A 14,086-nucleotide genomic window follows, 5' to 3' on the forward strand; every position below is an offset into this window, starting at 1 on the left:
TTTGCACATTTACTAATACAAATTAATATTCATTTAATTTATATTTAATATAATAGTCAGTTTACAAAAAAAGGAGAATATATGAAATTTTTAGCAGGTAGCAAAAAGGCTTTATTAGTATTAGCTAGTTTAGCTTTTTTAACAAGCAATAATACTTTTGCAAAAGATTTTGAACCTATTATCGTTATACATGGTGGAACAAGTGGCTTAGGACTTACTAAAGAAGAATTTGCCAAAAGAGAAAAGGTAATGAAAGAATCCTTAAAAGCAGGTCAAAGCATACTTGAAAAAGGTGGAAGCTCGGTTGATGCGGTTATAGCTGCCATTAAAGTCATGGAAGATAGTCCTGAATTTAATGCTGGAAAAGGCGCTGTTTTTACTTCTGATGGATTTAACGAACTTGATGCATCATTAATGGATGGAAAAAATTTAAAAGCAGGTGCAATTGCTATGGCTAGGACGATTAAAAACCCCATAGAAGCAGCAAGACTTGTTATGGAAAAAACACCTCACACCTTAATAGCAGGCGAAGGTGCTGATAAATTAGCCAAAAAACATGGTTTAGAAATAGTGGGGCAAAAATACTTCTTTACAGAACACAGATATAAACAACTTCAAGAAGCTAAAAAAAGCAAAGAAGTATTACTAGATAGTGATAAAGCAAAAGCTCATCTTGGTGTAAGCACAGAGCCATATTTAGGCACAGTAGGCGCAATAGCTTTAGATAAAAATGGCAATCTTGCAGCGGGCACAAGCACAGGTGGCACTACAAATAAAATGACAGGACGCATTGGGGATTCTCCTATTATAGGGGCAGGAAATTATGCAAATAATGACTCAGTAGCGATTTCTTGTACAGGAACAGGTGATATTTACATAAGAGTAGCTGCAGCTCATGAGGTTGCGTCTTTGTATAAATACAAAAAACTTTCAGTGCAAAAAGCAGCTGAAGAAACTATCAAACAAGTAGCTAAACTTGGTGGTACTGGTGGAATCATCTCAATAGATAAAAACGGAAAAGTTGGCTATGCTTGGACTAAAGATAAACTTGGAATGTATCATGGACAAGCAAAAATCGGTGAAGAACCAAAAGTATTTTGGCCGCTTGGAAAATAATTAGCGCAACTTGACTTTTTTAACGCCTCGAAGTTTAAAGATCTTTGAGGCTCCACTTTCAAAAAACTTTTCATCTATTATTTTATCTGCATTTTGCATAGCCCACTTTAAATCAAATTTTTTTCCATGAAGATTTGCAGAAGTAGAATAAAGCCAATCAAACTCTTTTAAAAAATTCTCATGAGCACAATCTTTCACAACGCGTATTGCTTTAGAATTAGGATATAAAAAAGTAGTTTTTTTGGATTTTCTAATAGTGTTTTTAAAATGACTTGGTATTCTTGTAAGTTTTTTAAGCTCGCTAAATTTAGCTGTGGTAATCAAACAATCTTGGCTTAAAGGTCTTTTTTTTAAAGTATTAAGGGCTTTTAAGTCCTTGCTTAAAAACCCTGCTGTTGTATCAGTTTGAGCAAGATAAATCATGCTTTTAAGTATTCTTGCAAGCTCTTTACTTCAAGACATGATTTATTTTGTATAGCTTTAATCGCTTTAGCACCTGCATACGCTGCTCTTAGGTTTGTAAAATACGGGGTTTTAAAGCGTAAAATATTTGCTCTAATTTTTTTAGTATCACCTTTAAAGCTATGCTCATCGCTTGTATTAATAGCAAGTTGAATTTGAGAATTTTTTAACTTATCCTCTACATTTGGGCGCCCTTCAGAAATTTTATGCACAAACTCACACTCTAAACCTGCTTCTTGTAAAATTTTATAAGTTCCACTTGTAGCAATGATTTTAAATCCTAGCTTAATGTATTCATTAGCTAAATCTACTGCGTATTTTTTATCTTGTTCTCTTAGTGATAAAAATACATTGCCACTTTCTGGTAAGAAATTTGAAGAAGCAAGTTGGCTTTTTGCGTAAGAGTTTTCAAAGTCTTTGCTTACACCCATAACTTCGCCGGTTGAGCGCATTTCAGGCCCAAGCTCAAGGTCACTTCCACTAAGTTTTGCAAAAGGAAATACCACTGATTTTACACTAATGTGTTTTGGTTTTTTAGCTCTTAAAATTCCGTTTTTTTCTTCTACCACTTTAAAGGTATCATAAAATTTCAAACTTTCTCTTAAATTTCCTTGCCACATCACGCGTGTTGCAACCTTAGCTAAAGGAATTCCTGTAGCCTTACTCACAAAAGGCACAGTTCTACTAGCTCTTGGGTTTACTTCTATCATATAAAGTTTATTATCATGGATAGCAAATTGTATATTTAAAAGCCCTACTACTCCTAAATTTAAAGCAATATCTTTTGTTTTTTGCTCAATCATTTCAAGCATAGCTTCATCAATATTTACGGCAGGTAAAGAGCAAGCACTATCGCCTGAGTGAATTCCTGCTTCTTCAATATGCTCCATAATACCTGCTACATAAACTTCTTTTCCATCACTTATCGCATCTACATCAAGTTCAGTAGCATTGTCTAAGAATTGATCGATTAATACCGGGGATTTATCACTCACATCTACAGCTTCTTGCATATAAAGTCTAAGCTCACTCTCATCATGTACAACACGCATTGCGCGACCACCCAAAACATAGCTTGGCCTAACAAGCACAGGATAACCTATCTCATTTGCTTTTATAATCGCTTCTTCTACACTTATAGCTGTGCCATTTTTAGGTTGATTTATGCCTAAATCTTCGATAAATTTAGCAAATTTCTTTCTATCTTCAGCTAAATCTATCACTCTTGCACTTGTTCCTATGATCTTTGCTCCAAAAGCACTAAGGCGTTTTGCAAATTTAAGCGGAGTTTGACCACCAAAATGCACTATCACTCCATCTGGTCTTTCTCTATCAATAACCGCTCTTAAATGCTCAAAATCAATCGGCTCAAAGTATAAAATATCACTTGTGTCATAATCTGTCGAAACCGTTTCTGGATTACAATTATACATTATAGTTTTTACGCCCATATCTTTTAGAGCAAAAGAAGCATGCACACAAGCATAATCAAACTCAATGCCTTGTCCTATGCGGTTTGGCCCACCACCTATAATCATCACTTTTTTATCTTTTTTATCTTTACTTTCTTTTACTTGTGTAGCTTCATTTGCATTGATACTTGAGTATAAATACGGAGTTAATGCTTCAAATTCGCCCGCACAAGTATCTACTTCGCTATATTGAGCGATGATTTTATGTTTAATTCTTGCATAATAAATATCATTTTGGCTTAGCTCAAGATTATCTTTTTGATTTATCAAACTAGCAATTTTTTTGTCCGAAAAACCTAAGGTTTTAGCTTTTCTTAATAGTTGTTTATTGCTTAAAATATCCATATCTATTTGATCTTCAAAATCCACTATTGCTTTAATTTGATTTAAAAACCAAGGATCTATTTTGCAAAGCTCATAAAGCTCTTGAGTACTAAAACCTTCTCTAAAAGCTTGTGCTATATAAAGCAAGCGTTTTTCGTTAGCTTGGCGAATTTTTGCCAAAAGCTCATTTTTATCACATTCTATAGTATCAAACCCACTTAAATTTCTCTCAAGTGAGCAAAGTGCTTTTTGAATGCTTTCTTTAAAAGTTCTCCCTATAGCCATAACCTCACCCACGCTTTTCATAGCAGTGCCAAGCTCTGTGCTTGCATTTGGGAATTTTTCAAAAGTAAAGCGAGGAATTTTAGTTACAATATAATCAATTACCGGTTCAAATGAAGCAGGAGTGCCTGTGATGTCGTTTTTAATCTCATCTAAACTAAATCCAACTGCTAAAAGCGTAGCTACCTTAGCTATAGGATAACCCGTTGCTTTACTAGCTAAGGCTGAAGATCTTGAAACCCTAGGATTCATTTCAATGACTATCATTCTACCATTAGTTGGATTGATAGCAAATTGCACATTTGATCCGCCTGTATCTACTCCAATTTCTCTTAAAATAGCAAAAGAGGCATTACGCATTGCTTGGTACTCTTTATCAGTCAAAGTTAAAGCAGGAGCTATAGTGATAGAATCACCCGTATGAACCCCCATAGGATCAACATTTTCAATAGAGCAAACGATAATACAATTATCATTTTTATCTCTAATGACTTCCATTTCATATTCTTTCCAACCAAGTAAGCTTTCTTCGATTAAAATTTCATGGATAGGACTGAGTGCTAAAGCAGTATTTGCAAGCTCTGCAAACTCATCCATATTATACACCACGCCACTTCCTGCACCACCTAAGGTAAAAGAAGCTCTAATCATCAAAGGAAAACCAATCTCATCAACAGCTTTTAAAGCCTCTTCATAATTATACGCATACATAGATTTTGGCAAATCCATGCCAATTTTTTTCATACATTCTTTAAAAACTTGTCTATCTTCGCCTTTTTTAATCGCTTCAGGATTTGCACCTAAAAACTTGACATCTGCAAGCTCACCACTTTCATAAACTTCCATAGCGACATTCAAAGCAACTTGGCCACCCATAGTAGGTAAAATCGCATCGATTTTTTCTTTTTTGATAATACTTAGAATACTTTCTTTGGTAATTGGTTCTATATAAGTTGCATCAGCAAATTCAGGATCTGTCATGATCGTAGCTGGATTAGAATTGATCAAAACTACTCTATAACCTAGCTCTTTTAAGGTTTTTGCTGCTTGAGTTCCTGAGTAATCAAACTCGCAAGCTTGACCTATAACGATAGGCCCACTGCCTATTAATAATATATTTTTGATATCTGTTCTTTTTGGCATGTATTTTCCTAAGCTGAATTTTTAGCCAAATTATAACAAATATAAGTTTTTTAGAAGTTGAAATTTTTAAAATAAATAAGCAAAAATTAGTTTTCTACCATGTAAAAATAACTTGGAACTTTCATTTTAGTATAAGGTTTAACATAAGCATTTTGATAAGCACCCTCTTCTTCTATTTTAAAAATTTCTCCCACTGGAATTCCTGAAAAGAAAATCTCATCTAAACCACTTGTATAAACCTTATCGCCCATTTTAAGTTCAAGCCATTTAGGGATATACTTAACTAAAACATAATCATTTCTTCCATGAGCTATACCTGGTGCTTGTTCTTTGCCTATGTAAACAGAAAAAATACATTCTTCATCACCTTGCAAAAGCCCCAAAGCTCTACCATTTTTTTCTATGACTATGCCTGCTGTGTAACCATTATAAATTAAACCTTTGATTTTTCCTTTATAATCAACATCAAGCCAAACCTTATGATAATCACTAATTTGCGCATAAGAAGTTGCTTTAACCAAACTCACATTAGGATAATAAAAACTTGAGTTTTTATCGCTTAAAATGTTATTTAGCTCATTAGCAAAGTTTTTCATATAGATATTATTTTTCTCAAGCTCGGCATTTCTTTCTCTTAAAGTTCTAATTTCTTCAGCTTGATTAAAATGCTCGTTGAATTTATTTTTTAAAAGATCAATACTTTGAGAAAATTGATTGACAATAGCAATATTTAAATCTAAAACATTTCGTTTTATTACATCTCCATAATAAAACGAAATAAATACTAAAAAAGATAATATTAAAACGCTAAGAATTTTACTCTTCATTCGTTAGCTGGTGTAATAATGAAATTTCTTCTAAAGCTTTACCTGTACCTTTTGCAACTGCTAAAAGCGGCTCATCAGCTACATATACTGGAAGTTTTACAATTTCAGATAAATATTTATCAAGCCCGCGTATTAAAGCTCCGCCTCCCGTTAAAACAACACCATTTTCAACAATATCTGCTGCAAGATCAGGTGGCATCATTTCAAGAACGATTTTTAAAGCATCAGCGATTTCTTTTAAATGTTCACGCATAGCTTCTCTTACATCTTCACTTGTTAATTCGATTCTATTTAACAAGCCTGTTACTTGATCACGCCCTTTAACCACCATAGAAAGCTCTTTTGGAAGTTGAACTGCTGAGCCTATTGCGATTTTAATTTCCTCACCCGTTCTTTCACCTATGACAAGGTTGTATTTTTCTTTTACATAATTTACTATACTAGTATCAAGTTTATCGCCAGCTGTGCGGATAGATTTTGAAATCACAAGTCCACCCAAAGAAGTAACACCAATTTCAGTTGTACCACCACCAATATCTACCACTAAGCTCCCTTGAGGCTCTCTGATTGGTAAATTTGCACCAATAGCTGCTGCCATAGGCTCTTCTATCAAAAATACTTCTCTAGCACCCGCACTTAAAGCACTTTCTCTAACTGCTTTTCTTTCAACTTGAGTTAAACCATAAGGTACTGAAATGATAATTCTAGGTCTTAAAAAAGATTTTCTTCTATGAGTTTTTTCTATAAAATAACGGATCATTTTTTCAGTCATATCAAAATCAGCAATCACACCATCTTTCATAGGACGGATTGCTTCGATATTACCTGGGGTTTTTCCTACCATTTCCTTAGCTTCTTTTCCAACAGCTAAAATTTTAACCCTACCATATCTTTCACGCTCTACTGCAACAACCGAAGGTTCATCAATCACTATACCTTTATCTTTTACCAAAACTAAAGTATTTGCGGTACCTAAGTCAATCCCCATATCACTTGAAAAAAATCCAATTATTTGATCTAAAATCATTCTCAGCCTTTAACTTTTTTATTTTTTATAAATAAAGGTTTTGCACCTTCTTTGATCACTTCTTTAGTAATTACTATGCTATATCCATTATACTCTGGCAAATCAAACATCAAATCTACCATCATCTCTTCAATAATACTTCTTAAACCCCTAGCTCCCGTTTTACGCTCTAATGAAAGCTTAGCAATTTCTCTTAGTGCCTCATCTTCAAATTTTAATTCCACATTATCAATAGCAAAAAGTTTTTGATATTGTTTAATAATGGCATTTTTTGGCTCAGTTAAAATACGCACCATGCTTTCTTCATCAAGCTCTTCTAAAGAAGCAAGCACATGCAATCTTCCTATGAGTTCAGGGATAAGCCCAAAATGCACTAAATCATCAGGCTCTAATCTTTGAAGCAAGGTTTCTTTTTCATCTTTTTTATCATCAGTAAAAAAGCCCATGACATTATCGCCTAGTTTTCTTTTAATGATATCACTAATACCATCAAAAGCTCCACCACATACAAATAAAATATTAGTCGTATCTATTTGTATAAAATCTTGATTTGGGTGTTTTCTACCACCTTTTGGTGGGATATTTACTAAAGATCCTTCGATGATTTTAAGTAAAGCTTGTTGCACACCCTCGCCACTTACATCTCTTGTAATGGAGCGATTTTCACCCATTCTTGCGATTTTATCTATCTCATCAATAAATATAATCCCTTTTTGTGCTCTTTGCACATCTCCATCAGCAGCTTGTAAAAGACGAGTAAGGATATTTTCAACATCTTCTCCCACATAACCTGCTTCAGTTAAAGAAGTCGCATCACAAATTGCAATAGGCACATCTAAAAATCTTGCTAAAGTCTGCGCTAGTAAAGTTTTTCCACTTCCTGTTGGGCCTACTAATAAAATATTTGATTTTGCTAATTCTGTATCATCATCTTCTAAGTCAGATCTAAAAAGTCTTTTGTAGTGATTATACACACCTACACTAAAGATTTTTTTAGCTCTATCTTGTCCGATGACATATTTATCTAAATATGCTTTTAATTCTTTAGGGGTTATGTCTTTAAAATTTTCTTTATCAACTTCTTTATTTTTTAGCTCTTTTTCCTCTCCAAAGAAAATATTACAAGCGCTTTCAGCACAATACTCACATATAAAGGCATTATTATAATCATTTACTAAAATTCTTCTTTCGCTTGTTTCTATTTCATTGCAAAAACTACATCTTTTAACCATGGTTTTTTTCCTTATATATAGGAATTCCTCTTTTTGTTTCTAAGATAAAATTACACATTTTTTTCACATTTTCACTAGAAGTACTTTCTAATAAACTTAAAGCATTGTCTTTTAAATTTCCTTGTCTGAATAAAAATTTAAAAGCCTTGCTTAAAACATCCACTTCTTCTTTATCAAAGCGTCTTCTAATGCCTACTAAATTCAAGCTTCTAATGCTTGCACGATTTCCCTCAGCCAAACAAAATGGTACCACATCTTGAGAAAGCGCACTAGCACCTGCTATCATACACCCTTCTCCTACTTTTACAAATTGATGTATTGGAGTAAGCCCACCTACTACGGTATAATCTCCAAGCTCTACATGACCTGCTAAAGTAGCATTATTTGCTAAGATGATGTGATCTCCTAAAGTACAATCATGCGCAATATGAGAATAAGCCATGATAAAAGCATTATCACCTATCCTTGTAAAGCCATCGCCTTTAGCTGTACCTGAATTAATAGTAACAAATTCTCTAATAACCGCATTCTTTCCTATAATAACACCTGAGCTTATCTCATCTTTATAAGATATATCTTGCGGGATATCTCCTACTATAGCATAAGAAAACACTTTCGAATTCTCACCTATAGTTACATTAGGTAAAATTCTTGCACCTTGTTTGATGATGGTATTTGCGCCTATGTTAGCATTTTTACCAACATAAGCATAAGCTTCTACTACAACATCATCTGCTATGATAGCTCCATCTTCTATAACTGCACTTGGATGAATTTTGCTCATCATTTATCTACTATCATGGCTTTAAGTTCAGCTTCTGCTACTAATTGTCCATCTACAAAAGCTTTTCCTTGGAAAATCCACATATTTCCACGATTTTTTACTACACTCATTTCATAATCAAGTCTATCACCAGGACGCACTGGGTTTCTAAATTTAGCATTATCAATGCCTGTAAAATATACCACCTTGGTGCTTGGATCTACTTTATCATCCATACTTTCAAATGCTAAAACCCCTCCAGTTTGTGCCATACCTTCTAAAATTAACACACCTGGATAAATTGGATGATCTGGAAAATGCCCCATAAAAACATGATCGCTTATACTAATATTTTTATAACCTCTAACAACTTCTTTGTTTTTTAATTCTACGATTTTATCTACAAGTAAAAATGGATACCTATGTGGTAAAATTTTTTGAATTTGCATTACATCTATCATAAATTTAGCCTTAAAATATATTCAAAATTCAGATTTTACAAAAAAAATATTAATAAATTAATTAAGTTTTATAACTTCACAATCTTTTCTTTGCTATCAAAATAAATTTCACTTTTTGCCATAAATTCATAAGCGCCTTTAATAATATTTTCAACAATAATTACCGGTGAAAGATCATAAGCACCAAAATGTTTTTGTCTTATTTTGATTTCTTGCTCTATTTTTAAAGGATTTTGTAAAAAATCTTCATAATTTTTAAATCGCATTTTACATAAGCTATTGAAATAATCAAAACTCCATAAATTAATCTCATCCTTTGCACTTTTATAATGCTTTAAACCCTCATCTAAAATACTAAATTTAGTGTAAGAATTTTTAAAATGTGAGTAAAATAAAACATGAGTTTTTATAGCTTGCTTGTTTTGTTTTATTAAAGCTCTTAATAAACGATAATTTAAAAATTTCTCTCTTTGAATTTCAAATTTAATGCCTTTTTTTTCTAACTTTTTTACTTGGTTGTAAAATTTAATTTTTTCTTCTATGCTTGAAGGCAATATTTGTTTATTAATAGGACTCATCAGCTCATCTATAAAAGCTTTTTGACCCTTTTGTTTAGAAAGTGCATAAATACATCCACAATAATTTTGATGATAAAGCATATCTTGCTTTGCTAGGGCAAATTGTCTTTGTGTGCCTCCATTTTTTCTAAAATCAGGCGCTAAAAACTCTATGCCAAATTTATCACATTCTTTTTGTAATGCTAATTTTAATTGCTCTAAATCTTTTTTAGGAGATGTTAAAAGAGTTGTTGTGAGTTTTTTTTCTCCTATCTTTTGGGCAAATTCAACACTTTTGTGCATTCTAAAATCAAAACAAATTTGACATCTTGCACCTTTTTCAGGTTCATCTTCATAACCCTTTACACTCTCAAGCCATTTTTCATACTCATATTCACCTTTATAAAGTTTAATGCCTAGTTTATCACAACTGCGTTTAACATCTAAAAATCTAAGCTCATGCTCACTATATGGATGAATATTTGGGTCATAAAAATACCCGATGATTTTCTCATCAGGATAGGCTTTGCTTAATTCTTGTATAAAATAATGACTATCCACACTACAACAAATATGAACTAACATAATTCTTTTAACACCTTAAAAGCATGATCTTTTGCTTTTACATTTTTATAAATTTTTGTGATATTTCCTTCCTCATTAATTACAAAAGTAGATCTTATAAGCCCTTCATACTCTTTTCCATAATTTTTCTTTAAACCCCAAGCACCATAAAGTTTGCAAATTTCTTTTTCACTATCACTTAATAAAGTGTGTTTTAAATCATATTTTTTTATAAAATTTTCATGTGATTTCACACTATCTGGGCTAATACCTATAATCACAGCATTTTGTCCTAAAAAATCTTCATAATTTTGACTAAATTCGCAAGCTTGTGTAGTACAACCTGGGGTATTATCTTTTGGATAAAAATACAAAATAATTTTTTTACCCAAAAAATCACTTAGAGAAATTTTAACTCCATCTTGATTTAAAAGTTCAAAAACCGGAGCTTTATCACCAATTTGCAATTCTTTCATTTTTTACCTTTCAATCTTAATTTTTCTACACTTTCACCACCAAAAGCAATATTATATGGTTCAATATCTTCTAGCATTATGACTATATTTTGCTTTGGTTTATTATATTTTGTATGTAAAAGTTCTGTAATATCTGCTATTAACTCTTCTTTTTGTGCTTTGCTAAATTCTGGTTTAGCAAGTTTGATATTAATAATAGGCATTGTTTTTCCTTGCTTTAAATAAAGAATTTTACTATATTCTAGCAATTATTAGTATATTTTTGATAAAATTAGTTTTATTTTCAATAAAGGCTTACTCATGATTAGGGCAAAAAAAATTTGGATGGATGGAAAAATCATTGATTTTGATGATGCGAAAATTCATGTTTTAACACATTCATTACATTATGCAAATGCAGTTTTTGAAGGAACAAGAGCTTATAAAACACAAAATGGTTTAGCAATTTTTAGATTAAAAGAACACACCAAAAGACTTTTAGAGTCTGCAAAAATCACTTTAATCAACTCACCTTTTTCTCAAGAAGAACTTGAAAATGCGCAAGTTGAACTTTTAAGAGCAAATGATTTTCAAAATAACACTTATTTGCGCCCATTGATCTTTTTGGGTGATGGAACTATGGGAGTTTATCATGCTAAAGCTCCTGTTAGAGTAGCTATTGCTGCTTGGGAATGGGGTGCTTATTTGGGCGAAGAAGGCTTAGAAAAAGGTATTAAGGTTAAAATTTCTTCTTTTGCTAGAAATAGCGTAAAATCAAGCCTAGGCAAAGCCAAAGCAAGTGCAAATTATTTAAATTCTCAAATGGCTAAGTATGAAGCTATAGAAGCAGGATATGAAGAAGCTTTAATGCTTGATGAAGAAGGTTTTATAGCAGAAGGAACAGGCGAGTGCTTTTTTATGGTTAAAGATGGGAAATTAATCACCCCGCCAAATGATTTTTCATTAAAAAGTATCACTCAAGATACTGTTTTAAAAATTGCACATGATTTGGGTATAAGCGTAGTGCGCCAAAGAATTTCAAGAGATGAAGTTTATGTGGCTGATGAAGCATTTTTCACAGGAACTGCAGCAGAAATAACTCCGATAAATAATATTGACGCAAGAATTATAGGAAATGGAAAAAGAGGTGAGCTAACAACAAAGCTCCAAAATGCGTATTTTGATATAGTTTATGGACGCAATGAAAAATACGCTTCTATGCTAACTTATATTTAACAAAGGAACTAAATGCCAGCTGATTTGAATGATTATTTTAATAAAAAAAACAATCAAAACAACAATAAGCAAAATTTAAATTTCAAAGCTCCTGAATTTAACTTCAAAGGTTTTGGAAAATTTTCTCCATTAATTTATAGTGCGATTGCGATTATTTTAGTTTTTGCGCTTTTTAAACCTTTTGCAATAGTTAATTCAGGGGAAATGGGGATCAAGTCTACCACAGGTAAATACAGCCCTACTCCGCTTGAACCAGGACTTCATTTTTTTATGCCGGTATTGCAAAAAATCACTATAGTAGATACTAGAGTAAGACAAATCAATTATGCTTCTATTGAAGGCGTAAATGAAAATTTACAAATAGGCTCAGGGGTTGTAAATAAAAATAGTATTTCCGTGCTTGATTCAAGAGGTTTACCTGTGTCTATTGATGTAACCGTTCAATATAGATTAAATCCTTTGCAAGTTCCTCAAACCATAGCTACTTGGGGGCTTAATTGGGAAAATAAAATCATTGACCCAGTTGTAAGAGATGTAGTAAGAAATGTGGTAGGTCAATATACCGCAGAAGAGCTTCCAACAAATCGTAACACCATAGCAGTGCAAATTGATCAAGGCATTAGAAAAACTATAGAAAGTCAACCAAATGAGCCTGCCGAGCTTCAAGCAGTTCAACTTAGAGAGATCATCTTGCCTATCAAAGTAAAAGAACAAATTGAAAGAGTGCAAATTGCCAAACAAGAGGCTGAAAGAACTAAATATGAAGTTGAAAGAGCTAATCAAGAAGCACTTAAAAAAGCAGCTTTAGCTGAAGGGGAGGCAAATGCAACCATCATTAGCGCTAAAGGTAGAGCAAGTGCGGTTAAAATAGAAGCTGATGCGCAAGCATATTCAAATAGAGAAATAGCAAAAAGTTTAAATAATCCTTTGCTTGATTTAAAACAAATCGAAACTCAAAAGCAGTTTAACGAAGCACTTAAGGTTAACAAAGACGCCAAAATTTTCTTAACACCTGGTGGAGCTGTGCCAAATATTTGGGTTGATAGTAAAGATAGCAAAAGAACAAGCTCAGTAGCAAACTAAAATTAAAGAGTGATAATGAACACCCAGCACATTCGAGAGCAAATGATTTTTTATACCACTCATTTGCACTTGATTGATTTTTTACTAATGGCTTTGGTTATATTTTTTTTCATTATCACTTTATTTATTGCTTTAATTATTAGAAACAAACCTACTTTTGCTTTTATGGTTATTTTTTTAGGAATTTTATGCTCAGCTAGCATAGCGTATTTGGGATATTTTTTAATTGATACTAAAGTTAGATCAAGAATAGCTAGTTTAGATAATGCTCAATTTTTTGTATACGACAACTCGCTTAGTGTTGATTATAGCTTAACAAACACTTCTAAAAAAAGTTTTAAGTATTGTAAATTAAAAGTAGAAGTCTTTAAAAAAAATGATGATAATAGCACTTTTAAAAATTTAATGCACACTATAAAACCTCTAAGAAGCAAATCTACCATTATAGAAAAAACAATAAACCCTAGCCAAACCATTAATTTTAAAACCAAATTTTCCGATTTTAAAGAAGGTCAAAATTTTGACATTAAAATTTATTCAAAGTGTTTTTAATGGGATATTTTACTTTTTTTCATATTCTAATCATTTTCATTATGCTAGCTTCTACAGGTTTAACTTGGGTTTTACTTTACTTAAAAGTTCAAAATAAAAAATATATGATTATTTTTTGCATAGTAAGTTTCATACTTGCTTTAATTTTAACCATTTCACTACTGCTAACCATAGATCAATACACCAAAAAAGCAAGTTTGAGTAATTTTTCAACCTATAGACGCTTAGCAACAGAGAGTATTATTGTAAAAGGTAGAGTAACCAATGATACTAACTTCAAACTTTCAGAGTGCTTTTTAGAACTTAGAATAATCGATGATAACAAAAAACATGAAGTAAGTGGCGAAATATTTAACCAACAAAATTTTGATAGCATCAAAAGAGCAAGTCAACAACAAAGAGATGCCTCATATAATATAAGTATCGCAAAAAATCTTCCAGGACATACTTATAAAGATTTTTCATTTGAAGTGGGATTGCCACCTCATTTTCAAAGTTATAAAATATTCAAACAATTAAAATGCAAATAA

General features: G+C 32.2%; 15 protein-coding genes. 5 read left to right on the forward strand and 10 right to left on the reverse strand.

Annotated features, from left to right (window positions below; all coding sequences use genetic code 11):
* Window positions 1-81: 81 nt before the first annotated feature.
* Entirely contained in the window at window positions 82-1,116 is a 1,035-nt protein-coding gene (locus CD56_RS07090; RefSeq protein ID WP_039642326.1) for an isoaspartyl peptidase/L-asparaginase family protein, read from the forward strand.
* Here the strand turns inward: CD56_RS07090 and CD56_RS07095 are convergent, their stop codons facing one another.
* From CD56_RS07095 to CD56_RS07140, 10 genes are all read right to left on the reverse strand, one after another.
* Window positions 1,117-1,539 (reverse strand): Sua5 YciO YrdC YwlC family protein, encoded by a 423-nt coding sequence (locus CD56_RS07095; RefSeq protein WP_047208642.1) that lies wholly within the window; start codon window positions 1,537-1,539, stop codon window positions 1,117-1,119.
* The gene (gene carB, locus CD56_RS07100; RefSeq protein WP_047208643.1) at window positions 1,536-4,799 is read right to left on the reverse strand and encodes a carbamoyl-phosphate synthase large subunit; all 3,264 of its coding nucleotides are present in this window, start codon (window positions 4,797-4,799) and stop codon (window positions 1,536-1,538) included. Before carB ends, CD56_RS07095 begins: the two co-directional genes overlap by 4 nt.
* Before the next feature lie 86 nt (window positions 4,800-4,885).
* Window positions 4,886-5,626: a rod shape-determining protein MreC gene (mreC, locus tag CD56_RS07105; RefSeq protein WP_039619271.1), complete on the reverse strand. Its 741-nt coding sequence runs from the start codon at window positions 5,624-5,626 to the stop codon at window positions 4,886-4,888.
* Window positions 5,616-6,653, reverse strand: a complete 1,038-nt coding sequence (locus tag CD56_RS07110; RefSeq protein ID WP_012662095.1) for a rod shape-determining protein — start codon at window positions 6,651-6,653, stop codon at window positions 5,616-5,618. Before CD56_RS07110 ends, mreC begins: the two co-directional genes overlap by 11 nt.
* 2 nt (window positions 6,654-6,655) lie before the next feature.
* Entirely contained in the window at window positions 6,656-7,885 is a 1,230-nt protein-coding gene (gene clpX / locus CD56_RS07115; RefSeq protein ID WP_047208644.1) for an ATP-dependent Clp protease ATP-binding subunit ClpX, read from the reverse strand.
* Complete coding sequence (gene lpxA, locus CD56_RS07120; RefSeq protein ID WP_039619687.1) at window positions 7,878-8,669, reverse strand: acyl-ACP--UDP-N-acetylglucosamine O-acyltransferase; 792 nt, start codon at window positions 8,667-8,669, stop codon at window positions 7,878-7,880. The genes clpX and lpxA overlap by 8 nt, the downstream gene beginning before the upstream one ends.
* Window positions 8,669-9,109, reverse strand: a complete 441-nt coding sequence (gene fabZ / locus CD56_RS07125) for a 3-hydroxyacyl-ACP dehydratase FabZ (RefSeq protein ID WP_039619275.1) — start codon at window positions 9,107-9,109, stop codon at window positions 8,669-8,671. The genes lpxA and fabZ overlap by 1 nt, the downstream gene beginning before the upstream one ends.
* A gap of 68 nt (window positions 9,110-9,177) precedes the next feature.
* Window positions 9,178-10,251, reverse strand: coding sequence for an epoxyqueuosine reductase QueH (locus CD56_RS07130; RefSeq protein ID WP_047208645.1), 1,074 nt, complete (start codon window positions 10,249-10,251; stop codon window positions 9,178-9,180).
* Window positions 10,245-10,706: a thioredoxin-dependent thiol peroxidase gene (bcp, locus tag CD56_RS07135; RefSeq protein ID WP_047208646.1), complete on the reverse strand. Its 462-nt coding sequence runs from the start codon at window positions 10,704-10,706 to the stop codon at window positions 10,245-10,247. The genes CD56_RS07130 and bcp overlap by 7 nt, the downstream gene beginning before the upstream one ends.
* Complete coding sequence (locus CD56_RS07140; protein WP_039619281.1) at window positions 10,703-10,909, reverse strand: tautomerase family protein; 207 nt, start codon at window positions 10,907-10,909, stop codon at window positions 10,703-10,705. The genes bcp and CD56_RS07140 overlap by 4 nt, the downstream gene beginning before the upstream one ends.
* A gap of 97 nt (window positions 10,910-11,006) precedes the next feature.
* Here CD56_RS07140 and ilvE point away from each other — a divergent pair, with 97 nt between their 5' ends.
* From ilvE to CD56_RS07160, 4 genes are read left to right on the forward strand one after another with little or no spacing between them, the layout of a single operon-like run.
* Window positions 11,007-11,921, forward strand: coding sequence for a branched-chain-amino-acid transaminase (gene ilvE / locus CD56_RS07145; protein ID WP_039668864.1), 915 nt, complete (start codon window positions 11,007-11,009; stop codon window positions 11,919-11,921).
* A gap of 12 nt (window positions 11,922-11,933) precedes the next feature.
* Window positions 11,934-13,004 carry a prohibitin family protein gene (locus CD56_RS07150; RefSeq protein WP_039619283.1) on the forward strand — a complete coding sequence of 357 codons (1,071 nt, stop codon included), beginning with the start codon at window positions 11,934-11,936 and terminating at the stop codon, window positions 13,002-13,004.
* A 15-nt stretch (window positions 13,005-13,019) separates the two neighbouring features.
* The gene (locus tag CD56_RS07155; protein ID WP_039619286.1) at window positions 13,020-13,556 is read left to right on the forward strand and encodes a DUF2393 domain-containing membrane protein; all 537 of its coding nucleotides are present in this window, start codon (window positions 13,020-13,022) and stop codon (window positions 13,554-13,556) included.
* Window positions 13,556-14,086 (forward strand): DUF2393 domain-containing membrane protein, encoded by a 531-nt coding sequence (locus tag CD56_RS07160; RefSeq protein WP_039619288.1) that lies wholly within the window; start codon window positions 13,556-13,558, stop codon window positions 14,084-14,086. The genes CD56_RS07155 and CD56_RS07160 overlap by 1 nt, the downstream gene beginning before the upstream one ends.

Source organism: Campylobacter lari (assembly GCF_001017575.1).
GTDB classification, from domain to species: Bacteria; Campylobacterota; Campylobacteria; order Campylobacterales; family Campylobacteraceae; genus Campylobacter_D; species Campylobacter_D lari_C.